Source organism: Phenylobacterium sp. (genome assembly GCF_030693405.1).
GTDB lineage: Bacteria > Pseudomonadota > Alphaproteobacteria > Caulobacterales > Caulobacteraceae > Phenylobacterium.
Map to the genome: position 1 here is coordinate 23,730 of NZ_JAUYAW010000022.1, position 20,159 is coordinate 43,888.

Genomic DNA, 20,159 nt, shown 5'->3' on the forward strand with positions numbered 1-20,159 from the left:
AATGGGGAGGATCACTGGCCGCGGGCCTTGCGAATCTCGGCCACCAGGGCGGCGTTGAAGCCCTGGACGGCCGCGCGGCTGAGGGCGGCGTAGCGCTTGGGCGACACCTCGGCGTCATAGACGAGGCTCTGGCGGTAGACCGAGCCGAAGCCGATGCTGACGAGCGCGTTGTGGGTGGCGATGGAGTCCGAGCGGTCGGCCGTCTGGGCGAGGATGCCGAAGGGCTGCGGGGTGAAGGCGCCCTTGGTGGTGAACCAGCCGGGCATAGCCCCGCCGCTGTTGTTGCCCCAGACGAAATCCACCTTGGAGGTGGGATTGATCCCGAACCGCAGATCGGCGTCCACCGAGGCCGAGCCACTGTAGGTGCGACGGCCCGTGCTCTCCATGTCGATATAGTCGAGCAGCACCCGCGGCGAGAGAACGATGGCGTCCAGGTCACGGCTGGCGCGGCCGAACCGCAGCAGCGCGCCCGAGGCGGCCACCGCCCCCATGCCGGTCTCGAAGGCGTGGCCCTTGATGATCGGCAGGGCGCGGGGGCCATAGGCCACCCAGGCCTTGGTGGCCCGGCTGTCGATGATGCCCTGGCCGCCGACCGGGCCATCATAGCGGGCCAGGCCGCGCATCTGCTCCGAGGCCTGGAAGGTCGCGAGGTCGACGACCTCGAAGCCCGCGGCCTCCAACTGGGCCACCAGATCGGCATAGGCCGCGTCGGCCATGTCCTGGGCCATCGCATCGGTGAGGCCCACCAGACGGGTGGCGATCTGGGTCCGGCGCTGGCTGGTGTCCAGCCCAGCGCCGCCGCCAAAGGCGCTGGCCGATGCGCCTTGCACGAAGGCCAGGGTGTAGCCGGGGATGACGATCTTCGGCCGGTTCGCCAGGTAGCGGGTGGCGTGGCCCTGCAGCGCCACAGGCAGGGGCGGCGCATTGTCCGGCATCATGTCGAGCTGGGCGAGGCTGACCCGGCCGCTGGCGTCAGCGCCAGCATAGCTGCGCCCTACGGCCCCGCTGACCGAGGTGGCGCCGGTGCGGCCGGACGAGGCGTCCTTGGCCGGCGTAGCGCCAGGGGCCGGGGTGTAGAGGGCGCCGAAGGGGTCGGCCTGGCCCAGCGCGGGGGCCGGCAGGGACAGGGCCAGGACGGCCATGGCGGCCAGGGCGGTCTGGCCCCTGAGCGGGCGGAAAGCAGTGAGGCGCATGGGGGATGGCCTTGGACGGGGGACGAGATCGTGTTGTCCTCCTTCCTGACCCCTGCGGCGGGACGCCGCATGATCCAAACGGACTAGGCGGAGCCGCCCGCCCCTCTCCGGCGCCTTGCGGGCGAGGCGCGGTCATGGGAAGGCTTGGCGTCAAACGTTTGTTTTAAGTCATTAGGGAGACGGCCCATGAAGGCTGCGGTCTATTACGAGAACGGTGGTCCCGAGGTCCTGAAGTACGAGGAAATCCCGGACCCGGTCTGCCATCCCAAGGGCGTCATTATCCGTGTGGAGGCCATCGCCATCGAGGGCGGCGACACCCTGAACCGCTGGCGCGGGCCGTTGATGACCAACCCGCATGTGGTCGGCTATCAGGCGGCTGGCGAGATCATCGAGATCGGCGAGCAGGTCACCAATGTGAAGGTCGGCCAGAAGGTCGCCACGGTGAACAACTGGGGCAGCCACGCCGAGCTGCGCTCGGTCCCGGCCCGCAACTGCTGGCCCGTTCCGGATGGCTTCGACCTGCGCAAGGCCGCCGCGATCCCGGTGACCTTCGGCACGGCCCATGACTGCCTGTTCGAGTTCGGCCGCATGAAGAAGGGCGAGACCGTCCTGGTGCAGGCCGGCGCGTCCGGCGTCGGCGTGGCCGCCATCCAGCTGGCCAAGCGGGCCGGCGCTGGCCTGATCCTGGCCACCGCCTCCTCCGACGAGCGTCTGGAGAAGCTGAAGCGCCTCGGCCTCGACCACGGCATCAACTACACCCGCGACGACGTGGTGAAGGAGGTCAGGCGCCTCACCGACAACAAGGGCGTCGACGTGGTGGTCGATTCCGTCGGCGGTTCGACCCTGCAGGGTTCGATCAATTCGCTGGCCTATCGCGGCCGGGTCTCCATGGTCGGCGCGGCGGGCCGTGAGCCCATGGTGGTCGATGTCGGCACCATGATGGGCGGCAACCGCGCCCTGTCCGGCGTCTTCCTCGGCGCCGAGATCGGCACCGATCGGGTGCATGACAACATCCAGCAGCTGATCGAAGACGCCGCCAAGGGCGAGCTGGAAGTGATCATCGACAAAGAATTCCCCCTGTCGGACGCCGCCGGCGCCCACGCCTATATCGAGAGCCGCCAGGCTGTCGGCCGGGTGGTTCTGGTTCCCTGATCGCCCCGTGATCGGACGGCGCGGGCCTGTGCCTGCGCCGTCCGCATTTCAATTCATAGTCCAGGAGGCCGTCATGCCCCGCGCCGCCGTCAATGGCATCGAGATCGAGTACGAGACCTTCGGCCCGGACGACGCTCCGGCCGTCCTGCTGATCAATGGCCTGGGGTCGCAGATGACCCGCTGGCCCGTCCCGTTCTGCGAGAAGCTGGTGGCCCGGGGCTATCGCGCCATCCGCTTCGACAACCGCGATGTGGGCCGCTCCACCTGGTTCCAGTCCGGCGACCGCTACACCCTGTCGGACATGGCCGCCGACGCTGCGGGCCTGCTGGATCACCTGAAGATCGACACGGCCCATGTGGCCGGCGTGTCCATGGGCGGCATGATCGCCCAGACCGTGGCCATTGAGCACCCGGCGCGCGTGCGCTCGCTCACCTCGATCATGTCGGCCACCGGGGCGCCCGGCACCATGGACGCGACGCCCGCAGCCGCCGCTGTCCTGACCCAGGTCGCGCCGGACCCCACCGTGGACGAAGAGGCCTTCGTCGCCCACGGCATGAAGAACGCGCGGACCATCGGCAGCCCAGCCTATCCGTGGTCGGATGAAGCCCTGCGCGAGCGGGTGCTGTCTGAGATGCGCCGGGCCTTCAATCCCAAGGGCGTGCAGCGCCAACGCGGCGCCATCGGCGCCAGCGGCGACCGGACCGAGAAGCTGGCCAAACTGAACGTGCCCACCGTCGTTCTGCACGGCGAGGCCGATCCGCTGATCCCCAAGGCTGGCGGCGAAGCCACGGCCAGGGCGATCCCGGGCGCGGAGCTGCGCATCATTCCCGGCATGGGCCACGACCTGCCCGAAGCCCTCTACGACACCATCATCGACGCCATTGTCGCCGCCGCCGATCGTGCGCGCTGAAGCCCTGACTGAAGGAGAGTATCTTATGGGACGTCTCGAAGGCTTTTCGGCCGTGGTCACCGGCGCGGCCAGCGGCATCGGCCGCGCCAGCGCCACCCTGTTCGCCAAGGAGGGCGCTCGGGTGGTCTGCGTCGACCGGGCCGAGGCCGTGGAAGAGACCGCCGCCTCGATCCAGGCCCATGGGGGCCAGGCGATCGCCATGACCGGCGACGCCGGCGACGAGGCCTTCGTGCAATCCTACATCCAGCGCGCGGTGGACGCGTTCGGCGGCCTGGACGTGGTCTACGCCAATGCCGGGATCACCGGCGGGCCCACCCCCTTCTTCGAGCTGACGCCGGAAATCTGGACCGAGGTGCTGCGGATCAATCTGATCGGCCCTTTCCTGGCCATCAAGCACGCCAGCAAGATCATGATCCCCAAGGGCAAGGGCTCGATCATCTGCACGGCGTCGGTGGCCGGCATCCGCTCGGGCGCCGGCCCGGCCTCCTATTCGGCCTCCAAGGCCGGGGTGATCAATCTGGCGACCACCGCGGCCAACGAGCTCTATGGGACGGGTGTGCGGGTGAATGCGGTCTGCCCCGGCCTGATCGAGACGGGCATGACCCAGAGCGTGTTCGACTATGCCCGGTCCCGGGGCAGCGAGGGCAGGATCGGCCAGCTCAATCCGCTGACGCGGGCCGGCGTCCCAGACGAAATCGCCCACATGGCCCTGTTCCTGGTGAGCGACGAGGCTTCTTACGTGAACGGCCAGGCCATCGCCGTGGACGGCGGCCTCTCGTCGTCACACCCAGTGGGCAAACGCGGCGGTCCCCGCTAGGACCGCTCGCCGGGGCGCAGGGTTTTGCCTTGCGCCCCGGCGAGCGCTAGAAGCGGCCCTCGCACTTCCCCAAGACCAGCCCCAAAGCCGTACAGCACCCATGGCCGGACATTCAAAGTTCAAGAACATCATGCACCGCAAGGGCCGCGCCGATGCGGTGCGGTCCAAGCTGTTTTCCAAGCTCAGCCGCGAGATCACCGTGGCGGCCAAGTCGGGCATGCCCGACCCGGCGATGAACTCCCGCCTGCGTCTGGCCGTGGCCAACGCCAAGGCCGAGTCCATGCCCAAGGACAATATCGACCGGGCGATCAAGAAGGCGTCCGGCGCTGACGCCGAGGCCTATGAGGAAATCCGCTATGAGGGCTTCGGGCCTGGCGGCGTGGGCCTGATCATTGAGGCCCTGACCGACAACCGCAACCGCGCGGCGGCCAATGTGCGGGCCATCTTCTCCAAGAACGGCGGCAATCTGGGGGAGACCGGCTCGGTGTCCTTCATGTTCGACCGGGTGGGCCAGATCGTCTATCCGGCCAGCGTCGGCTCGGAAGACAAGGTCATGGAGGCCGCCATTGAGGCCGGCGCCGAGGACGTGGAGTCCGACGAGGACACCCACACCATCTTCACCGCCTTCGAGGACCTCTCCGACGTCGCCCAGACCCTGGAAGCCGCGTTGGGAGAGCCCAAGTCCACCGCCATCGCGTGGCGGCCCAAGACGCTGACGCCCGTCGAGGGCGAGCCGGTGGCCACCCTGATGAAGCTGATCGACGCCCTGGAAGACGATGACGACGTCCAGAACGTCTACGGCAACTACGATGTCTCCGATGAGGATCTGGAGACCTACGCGGGCTAGAGGCTGAGCCTCCTCGTGAAGCCACGCCGCCCCTGGCGCGTTGAGGGGCGATGGAATGGCTCAGCGGATATGTCGTCCCGGTGCTCGGCGCCGTCGTCGCCGGCGGCCTGATCGGGCTTGAGCGGGAGTACCGCGGCCGGCCGGCTGGGTTTCGCACCCATATCCTGGTGGCCCTGACCTCATCCCTGCTGATGCTGGCGGCGATCCATCAGCTGGAATGGATGGGCGAGGTGGACGGCGATGTCATCCGCATCGATCCCACGCGGATGGCCCACGGCATCCTGACCGGCATCGGCTTTCTGTGTGGAGGGGTGATCTTCCGCCATGGGTTAAGCGTCCATGGCCTGACCACCGCGGCCTCTTTGTGGATCACTTCGGCCCTGGGGACCCTCTATGGGGTGGGCTTCTATGGCCTGGCGATCGGCGGCACCGCCGTCACCCTGCTGGTGCTGGGCGTTCTGCGCTGGGCCGACCGGCGCATCCCCCAGCTGCGCATCGTGGATGTAAAGGTCCGCTACCGCCGGGCCGAGGCGATGACGGAAGACGAGTTCCGCAAGCTGGTGGCCGAATTCGACCTGGACGCCGGGGCGATCAGCGAGCGCCTGTGGTCCGGCGAAAATGAGGATAAGGCCCGCGTGGAGCACCGCGCCACCCTGCGCGGCACCGGCGCCTCCAATCTGGCCCGCCTGGCCGAGCACTTCCGTGAGGACCGGCGGGTGGTCGAGTACAGCCTTTCGCCGCGAAAGGACTGAGGCAGGCGACAAATCGGCCTTTGGGGTGCTAGAGACCGCGCCCTCATGACCCTGCGACTCTGGATCGAGATCAATCATCAGGCCCCCTACCGCACGGGGGGTTGGGCCTGGCTCCGTCAGGACGGCAAGGCTCTGGCCGGCGCCGCCGGGGGTGAGCGGGATATCGACGCCGAGGCCTTCTGCGTCCATGCGCTGCGCGCCGCCCTCGTCGACCTGCCCGCCGAAACGGCCGTGGCCTTGCATCTCTCTGAGCCCCTGCTGATCGAAGGGGTCCGCACCATGTCGGCCAGGCGGGCGGCCGGTTGGAAGACCGAGGCGGGTGAGGATTCGCCTGACGCCGAAGCCTGGGAGGCGGTGGCCAAGGCCCTGACCGGACGAGCGCTGAGCCTGGTCCGCACCCAGCCCACCGACGCGCGCAGCCCCGCCGGTTTCGCCGCGGCCTGGGCCGAGCTTGGCCGGGACAAGGCCAAGACCAAGGGGACGTTCAAGAACGCCATTCCCCGCCCGAACCTGACCAAGATCCGCGGCCTTTAGGGACGGTCTAAACACCCCCTTAACCCTGGGGCGGGCTAATCGGCCGGTAGGAACAATCCCCGAACACGCCTATAGAGTCGCCCATGGCCGCCGTGCGAATCCTTGGACTGGACCCCGGCCTCCGCCGCACCGGCTGGGGGGTGATCACCATCGAAGGCGCGCGCCTGGCCCATGTGGCCCATGGCGTCATCGCGCCCAAGGAGTCCCTGCCCTTCTCCGAGCGCCTGCTGGTCCTGTTCGAGGCGATCAGCGCCCTGGTGGCTGAACATCGCCCCGACGAGGCGGCGGTGGAGGAGACCTTCATGAACAACAACGCCGCCAGCGCGCTCAAGCTCGGTCACGCCCGGGCCATGGCCCTGGTGGCGCCGGCCCGGGCCGGCCTGCCGGTCGCTGAGTACGCCGCCACCGTGGTCAAGAAGGCCGTGGTCGGCACAGGCGGCGCCGACAAGGACCAGGTGGCCTTCATGATCGCCCGGCTGCTGCCGGCCGCCGGCGGGGTTACGGCCGACGCCGCCGATGCGCTCGCCGTAGCCATCGCCCATGCGCACGCCCGCACGGCCCGGAGCCTCGCGAACCGTACGCCGTCGAGGAAGGTGGCGTGATGATCGGCCGGCTGCGCGGGACCGTCGCCGAGATCGGCGAGGAGGACGCCCTGATCGACGTCCTGGGCGTCGGCTATGTGGTCCGCTGCGGCGCGCGCACGCTCTCGCGCCTGCCGCCGGTGGGCGAAGAAGCCGTACTGCATATCGAGACCCAGTGGAGCGAGCAGGCGGGCATGCGCCTCTATGGCTTCCTCACCCTGGACGAACGGCGCACCTTCCTGATTCTCAAGGAAATCCAAGGGGTCGGACCCAAGGCGGCGCTGGCGGTGCTGGACGTGCTGCCGCCGGCCGAACTGGCCGCCGCGGCCGGCCGCCAGGACAAGGCCGCCATCGCCCGCGCCCAAGGGGTGGGCCCCAAGCTCGCCCTGCGCATCGCCACCGAACTCAAGGACAAGCCGCTCACCGACCTGCCGGTCAGCGCGTTCGCGCCCGGCGCGGGCGCAGCTGACGCGCCGCCCGCCCCGTCCGCCTCGGGCGAGGCCGTCGCCGCCCTGATGGGCCTGGGCGTGGCCGAGCCCCAGGCCCGCCGCCTGGTGGAGGCCGCCGGGCTGCGGCTGGGTGAGGACGCCGAGGCCGGGGCCCTCATCAAGGCCGCTCTGCAGGAGCTGGGCCGGTGAGCCGGTTGGTCAGCGGCGAGGCCGCGCCGGCCGAGGGGACCGATCGCGCCTATCGCCCCCAGACGCTCGCCGAGTTCGTTGGCCAGGAGCAGTCCAAGGCCAATCTGCGGGTCTTTATCCAGGCCGCCCGGGACCGGGGCGACACCCTCGACCATGTTCTGCTGTTTGGCCCTCCGGGCCTCGGCAAGACGACTCTGGCCCAGATCATCGCCCGGGAGATGGGGGTCAACTTCCGCGCCACCTCCGGGCCGGTCCTGGCCAAGGCCGGGGATCTAGCCGCCATCCTGACCAATCTGGAGGCTGGCGACGTCCTGTTCATCGATGAAATCCACCGCCTGGCGGCCAATGTGGAGGAGATCCTCTATCCCGCCATGGAGGATCACGTCCTGGACCTGATCATCGGCGAAGGTCCCTCAGCCCGCTCGATCCGCATCGACCTGGCGCCCTTCACCCTGGTGGCGGCCACGACCCGGGCCGGCCTTCTGGCCACGCCGCTGCGCGACCGGTTCGGCATCCCGGTGCGGCTGGAATTCTACACCACCGACGAACTGATCAAGGTGCTGGCCCACGCGGCGGGCAAGATGGGAGTCAATCTGACGCGGGACGGCGCCGCCGAGATCGCCGCCCGGGCCCGGGGCACGCCGCGGGTGGCGGGGCGCCTGCTGCGCCGGGTCCGCGACTTCGCCGCCGCCGAGGGCGCCGCAGCCATCGACAAGGGCGCAGCCGGCCGGGGCCTGGCGCGGCTGGAGGTGGATGAGGTGGGTCTGGACTCCCTGGACCGCCGCTATCTGCGCGCCCTGATCGACAACTATGGGGGCGGCCCGGCCGGGGTGGAGACCATCGCCTACGCCATCGCCGAGGCCCGGGACGCCGTCGAGGACGTCATCGAACCCTATCTGATGCAGCAGGGCTTCATCCAGCGCACGCCCAGGGGCCGGGTGGCCTGCGCCAAGGCCTATGCCCACCTTGGCCTGACCCCGCCGCCCCAGCCGCCGGGGGCTGGCCAGCCCACCCTGTTCGACGAGTAGCGGAGGCCCCTCATGACCCCTGCCCCTGGCGAACCCTCGGCCGGCTGGATCGACGGCCGCGAGCATGTCCTGCCCGTAAGGATCTATTACGAAGACACCGACTTCACCGGCGTGGTCTATCACGGCAACTATCTGCGCTATTTCGAGCGTGGACGGTCCGACTTCCTGCGGCTGGCCGGGGTTCGCCACGCCGAGCTGCTGGACCAGGACACGCCCACGGCCTTCACCATCGTGCGTATGGAGCTGGACTTCAAAGCCCCCGCCCGCATCGACGACGCCCTGCAGGTGCGCACCACCTATGACCGGGTGAAAGGCCCCCGCCTGTTCATCAGTCAGAGGATCGTCCGCGGCGAGACCCTGATCGCCCAGGCTGCGGTCATGGCCGCCTGCATCGGTCTGGACGGCCGCCCGCGCAAGCCGCCGCCGGGCATGGCCGCGGCGCTCTCGCCCTTTTTCGCGCCAGACGAAGCCCCCTGACTTCAGAATTCGGACAGCGAACACCGCGCCGCTGCACCTGGGGCAGACTTCGGTAACCCTAATGTTGTTCCACTGCAGGGGGTACGGGCGTGATCGTCACGTTCGGGCGCCTTAAGTTCGCCACCACAGCGTTTCACTTCAGCCTTGGGCGTCTCCGCCCTAACGACAACGGAGCCCACACCGCATGGACCCCGCCGCCTCCGCCACCCTGACGGCCGAGAGTTTCTCCATGGTCGCGCTGTTCATGCGCGCCGACTGGGTGATCAAGTCCGTGATGATCGGTCTGGCCCTGGCCTCGCTGTTCTCCTGGGCGGTGATTATCGACAAGCTGGTGCGCTTCGGCGCCCTGAACCGCCATGCCGACCAGTTTGAAGATCAGGTCTCCTCGGGGCGCTCCCTGGAAGAGATCGCCAATGAGGCCGGGGACCGTCCTCGTCACGCCCTGCCGCGCATGTTGCAGGCCGCTCTCCGGGAATGGCGCGAGGCGCGCACCAAGGGCCTGTCCAGCGACAGCCAGGCCGGCTTCCTGATCCAGCGCATCGACAGGGTGCTGGACGCCATCATCGCCCGGGAAAGCGCCCGGGTGGAGGAGGGCCTTCCCCTGCTGGCCATCGTCGCCACCGCCTCGCCGTTTGTCGGCCTGTTCGGGACCGTCTGGGGCATCATGGACGCCTTCCAGGCCATCGCCATCCAGCAGAACACCAACCTGACCGTGGTGGCGCCGGCTATCGCCGAGGCCCTGTTCGCCACCGCCATCGGCCTGGCCGCAGCCATCCCGGCCTATATCGCCTACAACAAGTTCTCGTCTGACGCCGCGCGCTATGGCGGGCGGCTGGAGGGCTTCGCCGACGACCTGGCCACCGCCATCCAGCGGCGCCTGAGCGATCGGGCCTGACGCCATGGCGCTGTCTTCCCACGACGCCTATTCGGCCGGCGGCGGCGGGCGCCGACGCAGGCGCTCAAGCCGCCGCGGCGCCCTGTCGGAGATCAATGTCACGCCCCTGGTGGACGTGATGCTGGTCCTGCTGATCGTCTTCATGATCTCCGCACCGCTGCTCACGGTCGGCGTGCCGCTGGAGCTGCCCAAGACTGAGGCCAGCGCCATCCCCGACCAGTCCGAACCCCTGACGGTCTCGGTGCGGGCCGATGGCAGCATCTTCATCGACGAGGAAGAGACGGCCTTTGCGAGCCTGTCGCCGCGCCTGATCGCTATGGCTGACGGATCCACCGAGCGGCCGATCTATGTGCGCGCCGATGGCCGGACCAACTATGGCCTGGTCGCCCAGGTGATGGCCGCCCTGGCCAGCTCCGGCTTCACCTCCATCAACCTGCTCACCGAGACCGGCGGCCCCTCTTCGGGCGCGGATCAAGCAGCGCGCTGAGGACAGCCCATGCGCGGCGAGCGGTCTGACCTGGGCACAGCCCTCATGCTCTCAGCCATCCTGCACGTCGTGGTGCTGGGCGCGGCGCTGATCCCCTGGCCGTGGGCCCGTGAACTCAAGGTCGGAGCGGTCGTTCCGATCAATATTGTGAGTTCCATCCCCGCCAATCCCCGCCCCGCTGTTCAAGGCCCCCAGGAACAGACCGCCCAGACCGAGGCGCCGGAGCCCGACGCCCCGCTGGACGCGCCGGTCGCCGCGCCTGAGCCTCAGCCTCAGCCTCAGCCTGCCCCCCAGCCGACCCCCACGCCGCCAGCGCCGAAGGCCCCGGCCCCGAAGCCGGCGCCGACGCCGACGCCGACGCCCAAGCCGGCGCCAGCCCCGACCCCAACTCCGAAACCGACACCGACACCGACACCGACACCGACACCCAAGCCTGCGCCGGCCCCTGCGCCCGCGCCCGCACCCGCGCCCAAGACGCCCGCGCCAAAACCTGCTGCCGCGCCGCCGAAGAAGTCTGACGCCCTCGATCTCGACGCCCTCGCCTCCAGCCTGAAGGGCTCGCAGAGCTCGTCCGCCGCTCGGGGCGCCGCGCGGCCCGAAACGGCGACCCAGCCGCGTTCGACCACCGGCAGCGGCCTGTCTGGCGCCGCCATGTCGGGCCTGGCCGAGGAGTTGCAGCGCCGCTGGAACCCCAATTGCGAGGTGGAGGCGGCGCGAAATGTCCGGGTCCGTGTCACCTTCCGACTGGGCGGCGACGGCCGCGTCGTCGGCGATGTTCGGGCTGGCGGCCAGGAGAACTCGTCCGACCCCGTCACCCGGGCGGCGGCCGAGCGGGCCATCCGCGCGGTTTACAGCGCCGCCCCCTTCACCACCCTTCCCCGGGAGTTCTACGGCGACCAGATCGCCGTGAGCTTCAACGCCGCCCAGGCGTGCGCCGACAATTGAGGAGCAAATAGCCCATGCGACTGCGGACCCTGTTCGTCGCCCTGACAGCAGCCCTGATGTCGGCCGGCGCCCTCACAAGCCCCGCCCGCGCCCAGATCGAGGTGGACGTCAACCGCGGGGACATCCAGCCCCTGCCTGTGGCCGTGCCCGGCTTCCGGGGCGAGCGCGGCGCGGAGATCGCCCAGGTCATCACCAGCAATCTGGAACGCTCGGGCCTGTTCAGGCCCATCGATCCGGCCGCCTTCATCGAGCGCGACCTGGACATCCGCTACCAGCCGCGCTTCGCCGACTGGAAGACGATCAACGCCCAGGGCCTGGTCAATGGCGAGGTGACCGTCGACGCCACCGGCCGGCTGACGGTCAACTTCCGCCTGTGGGACGTCTTCGCCGAACAACAGCTGCTGGGCATGCAGTTCACCTCCACCTCGGAGAACTGGCGGCGCGTGGCGCACAAGATCTCCGACGCCGTCTATGAGCGGCTGACCGGGGAGAAGGGCTATTTCGACACCCGGGTGGTGTTCGTGGCCGAGAGCGGCGGGCGGATCGACCGGATCAAGCGCCTGGCCATCATGGATCAGGACGGGGCCAATCCGAGCTATCTCACCGACGGCTCCTACATCGTGATGACGCCCCGGTTCTCCTCCACCAGCCAGGAGATCACCTATATGGCCCTGCGGCCGGAAGGGTCATCGATCTACCTGTTCAATCTGGAGACCGGTCGCCGGGAGAGTCTGGGCTCGTTCAACGGTATGGTCTTCGCCCCGCGCTTCTCCCATGACGGGGGCAAGGTGGCCTTCTCCGTGGAGCGGGGCGGCAATACCGATGTCCATGTGATGGATCTGCGCAGCCGCTCCTCGAGCCGACTGACCAGCGACCCGTCCATCGACACCTCGCCGTCCTTCTCGCCGGACGGAAGCCAGATCACCTTCAATTCCGACCGGGGCGGCAGCCCTCAGCTCTATGTGATGAACGCCGATGGCTCCGGCGCCCGTCGCATTTCCTTCGGATCGGGGCGGTATATGACCCCGGTCTGGAGCCCCACGGGAGAGTTCATCGCCTTCACCAAGCAGGCTGGCGGCCAGTTCCACATTGGCGTCATGCGTCCGGACGGCTCGGGAGAGCGCCTTCTGACCACCAGCTATCTCGATGAGGGGCCGACCTGGGCGCCCAATGGCAGAGTTTTGATGTTCTCCCGTGAAACGCCCGGTGGCGCTGCGCGTTTGTGGACGGTTGACGTCACGGGACGCATCGTTCGGCCGGCGCCCTACCCGCAGTCGGGTTCGGATCCGGCATGGTCGCCGCTGCTCAACTGATAAGTGAAGGTAGGTGCAGGCGATTAGTATTGTTGGCCTAGTTCAGAGTCGTCATAAAGCCAGAGCGCAGATCCATTGTTTTCGGCGCTCGGCGCGCCGCCCGTAAGAACCGTATAACAAGGAATGACCTCGAAATGACCACCATCACCCTGACCAAGCGCGCCGCGCAGTTCGCGGTCATCGCCCTGGCTGCGGCCTCCGTCACTGCCTGCGCCTCGCGGCCCAAGCCCGACACCCTGCCGCCCGCGCCGCCCGCGCCGCCCCCGGCGACTCAGCCCTCGACCCCGCCGCCGCCGGTGGGCCAGGGCGCCCTGCCCGGCACGATCCAGGACTTCGTGATCAATGTTGGTGATCGGGTCTATTTCGACTTCGACTCCTACTCGGTCCGTTCGGACGCCGCCCCGGTTCTCGAAGCCCAGGCCGCCTGGCTGAACCGCTATCCGTCGGTGATGATTCGCCTCGAAGGCAATGCCGACGAACGCGGCACCCGCGAGTACAACCTGGCGCTTGGCGCCCGCCGCGCCAACGCCGTGCGTGACTTCCTGGTGTCGCGCGGCGTCTCGTCGAGCCGGATCACCACCGTCTCCTACGGCAAGGAACGTCCGATCGATCCGGGCACCTCGGAGGACGCCTACCAGCGTAACCGGAACGCCCACACCGCGATCACCTCTGGCGCGCGCTAAGCGCTGCGACCACGCGTAAGGTAGTGAGAGGGGATCCCGGTGGGGTCCCCTCTTTGCTTTTGTATCCGGGCGGCGTCGCCCATTGGCGCCGGGGCCGCTCCAGCCCATGGTGCCAGTCACGCCGCAATTTCGGCCCTTCGGCCCCATAGATGATCTGACCATGACCTCTCGCCGACGTATCGCCCTGCCCGCCGCCCTGGTCCTGTCCCTCAGCCTGATCGGCCCGGTGACAGCCCCGACGCTCGCCCTGGCCCAGACCTCCATGGAGGACCCCCTGGACATTCGCGACGCCCGGCGCGTGGAGCGCATGGAAAGGGTCGTGCGCGAGCTGCGGGCCATCGTCTTCCAAGGGCGCGACACCGGCCGGCCGGTGGTCGTCCAGCCGGCAGAGACCGACTACCGGATCGAGGAGCTGAACCGTCGGCTCACCGACCTGGAGAGCGTCATCACCCGCCTGAACGGCCAGATCGAGACCACGAATTTCGAACTCCGTCAGAGCCGGGACAAGGCGAGCGCCCTGGAAAGCCAGCTGGCGGCCATGAACCAGAAGATCGCCGCCCTGGAAGTGTTCACCGGCGTTCCGCCGGCCGGCGGCGGCAGCGGCGGGGGCGCGACATCCAGCTTCTCCGGCCCGCCCCCCAGCGCCGGTGGCGGGGGCTCGCCCCAGGCCGATTTCGACCGCGCCCGGGGCCTCATGCTCAGCGGCAACTATGACGGGGCGGAATCCGCCTTCGAGGCCTTCGTCGCCACCCATGGAAACGCCAGCCTGGCGCCTGAGGCCAACTATTGGCTGGGCAAGACCCTGGTGGTCCGCGGCGCCGACGCCGAGGCCGCCAGCGCCTTTATCGCCGCCATCCGCGGCTGGCCCACGACGGCCTGGGCGCCGGACGCGGTCCTGGAGCTGTCGCGCTCTCTGATCGCCCTGGGCCGCAGTCCCGAGGCCTGCCAGACCCTGACGGAGCTGTCGCGGCGCTACCCGTCAGCAGCCCCGTCCATTCAGTCGCGGGCGGCGGCGGCGCGCACCCAGGCCCGGTGCGGCTGACCCGAACCCTGGAACGGTCGGGGCCTTCCCCCGCCGAACTGTTCGACACGCATCTGAGCCACACCTCAGCGGCGCCCGTGGCCGTCGCCTATTCCGGCGGCGGCGACAGTCTGGCCCTGTTGCTGGCCGCCCATGACTGGAGCGCCGCGCGCGGGCGGCGGCTCATCGTCCTGCATGTAGACCACGGCCTGCAGGCGGCGTCCGCCGCCTGGGCGCGCCACTGCCAGACGGTCGCCCTGGCGCTGGGAGCGCCCTTTCAACGTCTCTGCTGGACTGGGCCAAAGCCCGCCACGGGCTTGCCGGCCGCAGCCCGGGCCGCGCGCCACAGGCTGCTGGCTGACGCCGCCCGGGCCGCGGGCGCCTCGGTGGTGCTGATGGGCCATACCGCCGACGATGTGTTGGAGGGCCGCCAGATGCGCCGCGAGGGCGCCACCACCCCAGATCCTCGGCCCTGGTCGCCCAGCCCCGCCTGGCCGGAGGGCCGCGGCGTCTTCATCCTGCGGCCCCTGCTTAGCGTCCGCCGCGCCGAGCTGCGCGCCCAGCTGGCCCGGCAGTCCCTGAGCTGGATCGAGGATCCGGCCAATGGCGACCTCGCCTATGCCCGCGCCCGAGCCCGGGCGGTCCTGGACCCGGACGGCCTGGAAGAGCCCGAGGCGCCGGCCCCTGGCCAGGCCCTGACATCCCTCGCCCGGCGCGCCCGGCATGGCGAGGATGGGACGATCAGCTGGCGTCGCCAGGACCTGCGGGATGCGCCTGACCAGGCCGTGGCCCAGGCCCTGTCGATCGCCAGCCTCTGCGCCGCCGGCGGCGCCCGCCCGCCCAGGCGGGCCTCGGTTGATCGTCTCGTCGAACAGATCGCGACAGGGGGGCCCTTCACAGCCACCCTGGCCGGCGCCCGGCTCGTGGTCGCGGCCGAAGCCCTGCTGGTGGCGCGGGAAGCCGGCGAGGCGGCCCGGGGCGGTCTGGGGGATATCCCGCTGGAACAGGACAGGCCCCAGGTCTGGGACGGGCGGTACGAGGTGCAGACCACAAGGCCAGGCTTGCAGGTCGGAGCGCTGGCCGGCCGGATGGCCCGTCTGCCCCCTGAGGCGCGCCGCAGGCTGGCCGCCCTGCCGCCGGCCGCACGGAAGGCGCTGCCGATCCTGATTGCGGCGGACGGCGAGGTCAGGCTGATGATGGAGGGTGTCTCTTCGCGCAGTCTCGTCCAGGCGCGGTTCGAGGCCGCCACAGGCCAGATCAGCCGAGAGCCGAGCCTAAACCAGCTCTGAGGCTCAGTCGCCGGCCTCGATCAGACCCTTGGCGACCATCAGGCTGCGCTTGGAGTCTGGAATGGTCGAGACCTGCGCCATACGGACCCTGGGTGAGACCGTGGCGGCGGCCTGGACCGGCAGATCTTCCGCCTCGGCGAAACGGCGGCCGAGGAAATAAAGCGGATTGAGCGGCCGATCCTGCCGGTCGCGAATCTCGAAATGCAGATGGGGTCCGCTGGACACCCCGCTGGAGCCCACCTCGCCAATGGCGTGGCCGGCCCTGACCCTCTGGCCGCGCTTGAGGCCCGGCGTCACCGCGCCCAGGTGGGCGTAGCGGGTCACCAGACCCTCGGCATGGGTGATCTCGACCATGCTGCCGTAGCCCGGCGACGCGCCCGCCCGGGTCACGACCCCATCGGCCGCGGCCAGGACCGGTTCCCCGAAGGGGGCGGCGATATCGACGCCGGCGTGGAGCCGCCCGACGTCCTCCCAGGGCATCTGACGCAGACCGAAGGGCGAGTTGATCGCGTGACCGGGCAGCGGAGACTGAAACGCCACGAGCACGACGCGCTCGGGCGCGGTCGGGGGGACCGGCATGGCGACGGGCTCAGCCTCGGGGCGGGGAAGGGCTGCATGCGCCAGGGTGATGGCGCCGAGCGCCAGGACGGCGCCGAACAGCGCGATCCCCAGGCGATGCAGGCCGCCCTGGGGAGCGGTGACGGCTTCAGTCAATGGTACGTCCCGACTCTTCTATCGGCGCGGCGCGGCCCGGACGCTCAAGGTCCAGGTCTGCGACTGCGGTCATAGCCGGGGTCAGTTAATGAATGTTCGAGATATCCCGCAGACGCGCCACAGCGACAATTGGGCGCGCCCGCCGCATTCAGAGGAGTTCACCATGAGACGATCGAAAGCGTCTCTAGAGCGACTTCAGAATGCCCTCGACCATCTTCTTGGCGTCGCCGAACAGCATCATGGTGTTGTCGCGGAAGAACAACTCGTTATCGACCCCGGCATAGCCCGAGCTCATGCCCCGCTTCACGAACAGCACGGTGCGGGCCTTTTCCACGTCCAGGATCGGCATGCCGTAGATGGCCGAGGTCGGGTCGGTCTTGGCCGCTGGGTTGGTGACGTCATTGGCGCCGATGACGAAGGCCACGTCGGCGGTGGAGAACTCCGAATTGATGTCCTCCAGCTCGAAGACCTCGTCATAGGAGACCTGGGCCTCGGCCAGCAGCACGTTCATGTGGCCCGGCATGCGGCCGGCCACGGGGTGGATGGCGTATTTCACCTCGACGCCCTCGGCCTTCAGCACGTCGCCCATTTCGCGCAGGGCGTGCTGGGCCTGGGAGACCGCCATGCCGTAGCCGGGCACGATGATCACCTTGCTGGCGTTCTTCATGATGAAGGCGGCGTCCTCGGCCGAGCCCTGCTTGACCGGCCGGGTCTCGACATGGCCGCCGGCGGCCGCAGCGCTGTCGTCGGCGCCGAAGCCCCCGAGGATCACCGAGATGAAGGACCGGTTCATGCCCTTGCACATGATGTAGGAGAGGATCGCGCCGGAAGAGCCCACCAGGGCGCCGGTGATGATCAGGGTGGTGTTCTCGAGCGTGAAGCCCAGCGCCGCAGCCGCCCAGCCCGAATAGGAGTTCAGCATCGAGACGACGACAGGCATGTCGGCGCCGCCGATGGGGATGATCAGGGTGATCCCGATCAGCAGGGCCAGCGCAAAGATGCCCCAGAAGGCCCAGACGGCTGCGCCGCCGCTCATCACCAGCACCACCACCAGGGCCACGATGCCCACGGCGATGGCCAGGTTCAGCAGGTGCCGGGCTGGCAGCAGGATCGGCGCGCCGGACATGTTGCCGTTCAGCTTGGCGAAGGCGATCACCGAGCCGGTGAAGGTCACCGCCCCGATGGCCAGGCCCAGGGACAGCTCGATCAGGGAGATCAGGTGGATCTCGCCGGCCACGCCGATGCCATAGGCCTCCGGCGTATAGATGGCCGCCACCGCTACCAGACAGGCCGCCAGGCCCACCAGGCTGTGGAAGGCCGCCACGAGCTGGGGCATGGAGGTCATGGCCACCTTGCGGGCGATCACCGCGCCGACCCCGCCGCCGATGGCCACGCCCCCCAGGATCAGGGCCAGGGTGAGGGCGTCGAGAGCGCCCTGGCCCAGCAGGGTCGCCATCACCGTGCCGACCGCGATGGCCATGCCGATCATGCCGTTGCGGTTGCCCGCCCGACTGGTCTCAGGACTGGAGAGGCCGCGCAGGGCCAGGATGAACAGAACCCCGGAAACGAGGTAGAGGATGGCCGCGAGATTGGCGTTCATGATCGTGCCCCTTCAGCCCGCTCTACTTCTGCTTCTTCTTGTACATGGCGAGCATGCGCTGGGTGACGAGGAAGCCGCCGAAGATGTTCACCGCCGCCAGGGCTGCAGCCAGTGCGCCGGCGCCCTTGGAGATCATCACGCTGCCGCTCAGGGCCGCGCCTTCAGCCCCGTGGGCGGCGGCGGCCAGCAGGGCCCCGACGATGATCACTGAGGAGATCGCGTTGGTCACCGCCATCAGCGGAGTGTGCAGGGCCGGCGTCACGCTCCAGACCACGTAGTAGCCCACGAAGATGGCGAGCACGAAGATCGCCAGGCGGAACACGGTGGGATCGACAGATTCCATGGGGGGCGTCCTCTCTTGATCTCGGGTCAGCTGGCCAGGGCGGGGTGGACCACCGCCCCGCCGCGGGTGACCAGGGCGGCCTTGAGGATCTCGTCCTCGAAGTCAGGGGCGAAGGCGCCGTCCTTGGTCAGGAACAGGCCGCCGAAGGCGGCGAGGTTGCGGGCGTAGAGGGCCGAGGCGTCGGCGGCGATGCGGCCCGGCAGGTTGGCGTAGCCGACGATCTTGACCCCGCCAGTCTCCACGACCTGACCCGCCACCGCGCCCTCCACATTGCCGCCCTGCTCGACGGCGAGGTCGACAATGACCGAGCCTGGACGCATGGAGGCGACCTGGGTGGCGCTGACCAGCCGCGGGGCCGGGCGGCCCGGGATCAGGGCGGTGGTGATGACGATGTCCTGCTTGCGGATATGCTCCGAGACCAGGGCCGCCTGCTTGGCCTGATACTCGGCGCTCATTTCCTTGGCGTAGCCGGCGGCGGTCTCGGCGGCCTTGAACTCCTCGTCCTCGACGGCGATGAACTTGGCGCCGAGGCTTTCAACCTGCTCCTTGGCCGCGGGCCGCACGTCGGTGGCGGTGACCACCGCGCCGAGGCGCCGGGCCGTGGCGATGGCCTGCAGGCCGGCGACGCCAGCCCCCATGACGAAGACCTTGGCCGCGGCGACGGTGCCGGCGGCGGTCATCATCATCGGCAGGACCTTGCCATAGGCGTTGGCGCCTTCCAGCACCGCGCGATAGCCGGCCAGATTGGCCTGGGAGGACAGGACGTCCATCACCTGGGCCCGGGTGATCCGCGGCACGAACTCCATGGAAAAGGCGCTGACGCCCTTGGCCGCCAAAGCCTGGAGTGTGGTCTTGTCCTGGTGGGGGTTGAGCATGCCGACAACGATCGCCTCGGCCTTCAGCCCGGCGATCTCCTCGGGCGTCGGTCCGCGCACCTTGAACAGGATATCGGCCTTGGCGAGCGCCGCGTCGAGGCCGCACAGCTCAGCGCCGGCGGCGGCATAGTCGGCGTCCGGATAGGAGGAGGCCTCTCCGGCGCCGGTCTCCACCGCCACCGCAAAGCCTGCGGCGATCAGCTTCTTCACCGTGTCGGGCGTCGTGGCGACGCGGGTCTCCCCGTCGCGGCGTTCCTTGGTGACGGCGATGACGGCCATGGTCGAGGTCCCCCCGGTCGGAAAAGCCGGCGGACCTTAGGGATGTCAGTGGCCCCTTGTCCAGAAATCGATCGGCGATTTCCAAACAGATGTTTGATCGACAGCTTGCGGATGTCGCGCGCACGCGAACGCCGCCCGCGTCTGGGGACGGGGGCGGCGACCAATTCGCCAGACATCGGCTCGGTGTTTAGTGCGCCTGCTCGGGCTTGTCGCGCAGGAGCACGAAGCCGATCACGGCGGTCACGACGGCCGAGATCAGGCCGGCCATGAAGCCACCCGGCGTGCAGAACCACACGATGAACAGCAGCAGGACAGCGACGATGGCCAGGGAGCCCCACTTGGTCATGCCCATGAACAGGTCATAGGTGGCCAGCTGTTCCTGGATTTCCATTTCGCCGCGGTGATAGTCGGAAGCCTGTTCGCCCATGGCGGCCGGGTCTCTCTCTTACGGAAGCTGATTGACAGCGGTGCTACACGAGAGCGCGCGCCGGCTCAAGTCGGCCAAACCTTCAACAGCGTGCGCAGGGCGGCCACCAGGGCCAGGGGCTGATCGACCATCACATGGTGGTTGGCGTCCGGGATGGCGATCTCGATCATGTCGGCGGGCAGGGGGTTGGGGCGGCTATCCTGACGTCTTGCGATCACCGGGGAATGCTCCCCGTGAATATGGGCGATCGGCACTTCGATCTTGGGCGGGCCATCGGTGACCATGGCGTTCATGGCGCTGCGGTCGAGCTTGTTCCACATGGCCGGATCGAACATCCAGGTCCAGCCTTCGCCGGAGCC

General features: G+C 69.1%; 24 protein-coding genes. 17 read left to right on the forward strand and 7 right to left on the reverse strand.

Going from position 1 to position 20,159, the window contains the following annotated elements; genetic code table 11:
* Window positions 1–11: 11 nt before the first annotated feature.
* On the reverse strand, window positions 12–1,193 hold the full coding sequence (locus Q8N19_RS04430) for a hypothetical protein (RefSeq protein WP_305588419.1): 1,182 nt from the start codon (window positions 1,191–1,193) through the stop codon (window positions 12–14).
* A 186-nt stretch (window positions 1,194–1,379) separates the two neighbouring features.
* On the opposite strand from Q8N19_RS04430, the gene Q8N19_RS04435 reads away from it, so the two are divergent.
* The 17 genes from Q8N19_RS04435 to tilS all read left to right on the forward strand — a co-directional run bounded on the left by Q8N19_RS04435 (window position 1,380) and on the right by tilS (window position 15,562).
* Window positions 1,380–2,345: a zinc-binding alcohol dehydrogenase family protein gene (locus Q8N19_RS04435; RefSeq protein ID WP_305588420.1), complete on the forward strand. Its 966-nt coding sequence runs from the start codon at window positions 1,380–1,382 to the stop codon at window positions 2,343–2,345.
* 73 nt (window positions 2,346–2,418) lie between these two features.
* A complete protein-coding gene (locus tag Q8N19_RS04440; RefSeq protein ID WP_305588421.1) occupies window positions 2,419–3,255 on the forward strand; it encodes an alpha/beta fold hydrolase in 837 nt (278 codons plus the stop codon).
* A 25-nt stretch (window positions 3,256–3,280) separates the two neighbouring features.
* Entirely contained in the window at window positions 3,281–4,072 is a 792-nt protein-coding gene (locus Q8N19_RS04445; RefSeq protein WP_305588422.1) for an SDR family NAD(P)-dependent oxidoreductase, read from the forward strand.
* Window positions 4,073–4,172: 100 nt separating this feature from the next.
* Window positions 4,173–4,919 (forward strand): YebC/PmpR family DNA-binding transcriptional regulator, encoded by a 747-nt coding sequence (locus Q8N19_RS04450; RefSeq protein WP_305588423.1) that lies wholly within the window; start codon window positions 4,173–4,175, stop codon window positions 4,917–4,919.
* Between the two features lie 50 nt (window positions 4,920–4,969).
* Window positions 4,970–5,671, forward strand: a complete 702-nt coding sequence (locus Q8N19_RS04455) for an MgtC/SapB family protein (RefSeq protein WP_305588424.1) — start codon at window positions 4,970–4,972, stop codon at window positions 5,669–5,671.
* Window positions 5,672–5,716: 45 nt separating this feature from the next.
* Window positions 5,717–6,205 (forward strand): ribonuclease H, encoded by a 489-nt coding sequence (locus Q8N19_RS04460; protein WP_305588425.1) that lies wholly within the window; start codon window positions 5,717–5,719, stop codon window positions 6,203–6,205.
* Between the two features lie 83 nt (window positions 6,206–6,288).
* Complete coding sequence (ruvC, locus tag Q8N19_RS04465) at window positions 6,289–6,807, forward strand: crossover junction endodeoxyribonuclease RuvC (RefSeq protein WP_305588426.1); 519 nt, start codon at window positions 6,289–6,291, stop codon at window positions 6,805–6,807.
* Window positions 6,807–7,424 (forward strand): Holliday junction branch migration protein RuvA, encoded by a 618-nt coding sequence (gene ruvA / locus Q8N19_RS04470; RefSeq protein WP_305588441.1) that lies wholly within the window; start codon window positions 6,807–6,809, stop codon window positions 7,422–7,424. Before ruvC ends, ruvA begins: the two co-directional genes overlap by 1 nt.
* Entirely contained in the window at window positions 7,421–8,452 is a 1,032-nt protein-coding gene (ruvB, locus tag Q8N19_RS04475) for a Holliday junction branch migration DNA helicase RuvB (protein ID WP_305588427.1), read from the forward strand. The genes ruvA and ruvB overlap by 4 nt, the downstream gene beginning before the upstream one ends.
* 12 nt (window positions 8,453–8,464) lie before the next feature.
* Complete coding sequence (gene ybgC / locus Q8N19_RS04480; RefSeq protein ID WP_305588428.1) at window positions 8,465–8,929, forward strand: tol-pal system-associated acyl-CoA thioesterase; 465 nt, start codon at window positions 8,465–8,467, stop codon at window positions 8,927–8,929.
* Window positions 8,930–9,113: 184 nt separating this feature from the next.
* Complete coding sequence (tolQ, locus tag Q8N19_RS04485) at window positions 9,114–9,824, forward strand: protein TolQ (RefSeq protein WP_305588429.1); 711 nt, start codon at window positions 9,114–9,116, stop codon at window positions 9,822–9,824.
* Window positions 9,825–9,828: 4 nt separating this feature from the next.
* Window positions 9,829–10,311, forward strand: coding sequence for a biopolymer transporter ExbD (locus Q8N19_RS04490; protein WP_305588430.1), 483 nt, complete (start codon window positions 9,829–9,831; stop codon window positions 10,309–10,311).
* Window positions 10,312–10,320: 9 nt separating this feature from the next.
* On the forward strand, window positions 10,321–11,256 hold the full coding sequence (locus Q8N19_RS04495; protein WP_305588431.1) for an energy transducer TonB: 936 nt from the start codon (window positions 10,321–10,323) through the stop codon (window positions 11,254–11,256).
* 14 nt (window positions 11,257–11,270) lie between these two features.
* Window positions 11,271–12,569 (forward strand): Tol-Pal system beta propeller repeat protein TolB, encoded by a 1,299-nt coding sequence (gene tolB, locus Q8N19_RS04500; protein WP_305588432.1) that lies wholly within the window; start codon window positions 11,271–11,273, stop codon window positions 12,567–12,569.
* A gap of 134 nt (window positions 12,570–12,703) precedes the next feature.
* Complete coding sequence (gene pal, locus Q8N19_RS04505) at window positions 12,704–13,252, forward strand: peptidoglycan-associated lipoprotein Pal (protein WP_305588433.1); 549 nt, start codon at window positions 12,704–12,706, stop codon at window positions 13,250–13,252.
* Between the two features lie 160 nt (window positions 13,253–13,412).
* Window positions 13,413–14,294, forward strand: a complete 882-nt coding sequence (gene ybgF, locus Q8N19_RS04510; protein WP_305588434.1) for a tol-pal system protein YbgF — start codon at window positions 13,413–13,415, stop codon at window positions 14,292–14,294.
* Complete coding sequence (gene tilS / locus Q8N19_RS04515) at window positions 14,285–15,562, forward strand: tRNA lysidine(34) synthetase TilS (protein ID WP_371133789.1); 1,278 nt, start codon at window positions 14,285–14,287, stop codon at window positions 15,560–15,562. Before ybgF ends, tilS begins: the two co-directional genes overlap by 10 nt.
* Before the next feature lie 3 nt (window positions 15,563–15,565).
* Here tilS and Q8N19_RS04520 read toward each other — a convergent pair whose 3' ends face one another.
* From Q8N19_RS04520 to Q8N19_RS04545, 6 genes are all read right to left on the reverse strand, one after another.
* Window positions 15,566–16,276, reverse strand: a complete 711-nt coding sequence (locus Q8N19_RS04520) for a M23 family metallopeptidase (RefSeq protein WP_305588435.1) — start codon at window positions 16,274–16,276, stop codon at window positions 15,566–15,568.
* 184 nt (window positions 16,277–16,460) lie between these two features.
* Window positions 16,461–17,876 carry an NAD(P)(+) transhydrogenase (Re/Si-specific) subunit beta gene (locus Q8N19_RS04525; RefSeq protein WP_305588436.1) on the reverse strand — a complete coding sequence of 472 codons (1,416 nt, stop codon included), beginning with the start codon at window positions 17,874–17,876 and terminating at the stop codon, window positions 16,461–16,463.
* Between the two features lie 22 nt (window positions 17,877–17,898).
* Window positions 17,899–18,219: a proton-translocating transhydrogenase family protein gene (locus Q8N19_RS04530; protein WP_305282348.1), complete on the reverse strand. Its 321-nt coding sequence runs from the start codon at window positions 18,217–18,219 to the stop codon at window positions 17,899–17,901.
* Window positions 18,220–18,245: 26 nt separating this feature from the next.
* Window positions 18,246–19,373, reverse strand: a complete 1,128-nt coding sequence (locus Q8N19_RS04535; RefSeq protein ID WP_305588437.1) for a Re/Si-specific NAD(P)(+) transhydrogenase subunit alpha — start codon at window positions 19,371–19,373, stop codon at window positions 18,246–18,248.
* A gap of 187 nt (window positions 19,374–19,560) precedes the next feature.
* Window positions 19,561–19,800: an aa3-type cytochrome c oxidase subunit IV gene (locus Q8N19_RS04540; RefSeq protein WP_305588438.1), complete on the reverse strand. Its 240-nt coding sequence runs from the start codon at window positions 19,798–19,800 to the stop codon at window positions 19,561–19,563.
* A 65-nt stretch (window positions 19,801–19,865) separates the two neighbouring features.
* Window positions 19,866–20,159: alpha/beta fold hydrolase (locus Q8N19_RS04545; protein WP_305588439.1), on the reverse strand; the 294-nt coding region annotated here is incomplete at its 5' end.

Excerpts from the sequence above, each read along its gene's own strand:
- Q8N19_RS04430 (WP_305588419.1), bottom strand. The coding sequence starts at position 1,193 with ATGCGCCTCACTGCTTTCCGCCCGCTCAGGGGCCAGACCGCCCTGGCC.
- Q8N19_RS04435 (WP_305588420.1), top strand. The coding sequence starts at position 1,380 with ATGAAGGCTGCGGTCTATTACGAGAACGGTGGTCCCGAGGTCCTGAAG.
- Q8N19_RS04440 (WP_305588421.1), top strand. The coding sequence starts at position 2,419 with ATGCCCCGCGCCGCCGTCAATGGCATCGAGATCGAGTACGAGACCTTC.
- Q8N19_RS04445 (WP_305588422.1), top strand. The coding sequence starts at position 3,281 with ATGGGACGTCTCGAAGGCTTTTCGGCCGTGGTCACCGGCGCGGCCAGC.
- Q8N19_RS04450 (WP_305588423.1), top strand. The coding sequence starts at position 4,173 with ATGGCCGGACATTCAAAGTTCAAGAACATCATGCACCGCAAGGGCCGC.
- Q8N19_RS04455 (WP_305588424.1), top strand. The coding sequence starts at position 4,970 with ATGGAATGGCTCAGCGGATATGTCGTCCCGGTGCTCGGCGCCGTCGTC.
- Q8N19_RS04460 (WP_305588425.1), top strand. The coding sequence starts at position 5,717 with ATGACCCTGCGACTCTGGATCGAGATCAATCATCAGGCCCCCTACCGC.
- ruvC (WP_305588426.1), top strand. The coding sequence starts at position 6,289 with ATGGCCGCCGTGCGAATCCTTGGACTGGACCCCGGCCTCCGCCGCACC.
- ruvA (WP_305588441.1), top strand. The coding sequence starts at position 6,807 with ATGATCGGCCGGCTGCGCGGGACCGTCGCCGAGATCGGCGAGGAGGAC.
- ybgC (WP_305588428.1), top strand. The coding sequence starts at position 8,465 with ATGACCCCTGCCCCTGGCGAACCCTCGGCCGGCTGGATCGACGGCCGC.
- tolQ (WP_305588429.1), top strand. The coding sequence starts at position 9,114 with ATGGACCCCGCCGCCTCCGCCACCCTGACGGCCGAGAGTTTCTCCATG.
- Q8N19_RS04490 (WP_305588430.1), top strand. The coding sequence starts at position 9,829 with ATGGCGCTGTCTTCCCACGACGCCTATTCGGCCGGCGGCGGCGGGCGC.
- Q8N19_RS04495 (WP_305588431.1), top strand. The coding sequence starts at position 10,321 with ATGCGCGGCGAGCGGTCTGACCTGGGCACAGCCCTCATGCTCTCAGCC.
- tolB (WP_305588432.1), top strand. The coding sequence starts at position 11,271 with ATGCGACTGCGGACCCTGTTCGTCGCCCTGACAGCAGCCCTGATGTCG.
- pal (WP_305588433.1), top strand. The coding sequence starts at position 12,704 with ATGACCACCATCACCCTGACCAAGCGCGCCGCGCAGTTCGCGGTCATC.
- ybgF (WP_305588434.1), top strand. The coding sequence starts at position 13,413 with ATGACCTCTCGCCGACGTATCGCCCTGCCCGCCGCCCTGGTCCTGTCC.
- Q8N19_RS04525 (WP_305588436.1), bottom strand. The coding sequence starts at position 17,876 with ATGAACGCCAATCTCGCGGCCATCCTCTACCTCGTTTCCGGGGTTCTG.
- Q8N19_RS04530 (WP_305282348.1), bottom strand. The coding sequence starts at position 18,219 with ATGGAATCTGTCGATCCCACCGTGTTCCGCCTGGCGATCTTCGTGCTC.
- Q8N19_RS04535 (WP_305588437.1), bottom strand. The coding sequence starts at position 19,373 with ATGGCCGTCATCGCCGTCACCAAGGAACGCCGCGACGGGGAGACCCGC.
- Q8N19_RS04540 (WP_305588438.1), bottom strand. The coding sequence starts at position 19,800 with ATGGGCGAACAGGCTTCCGACTATCACCGCGGCGAAATGGAAATCCAG.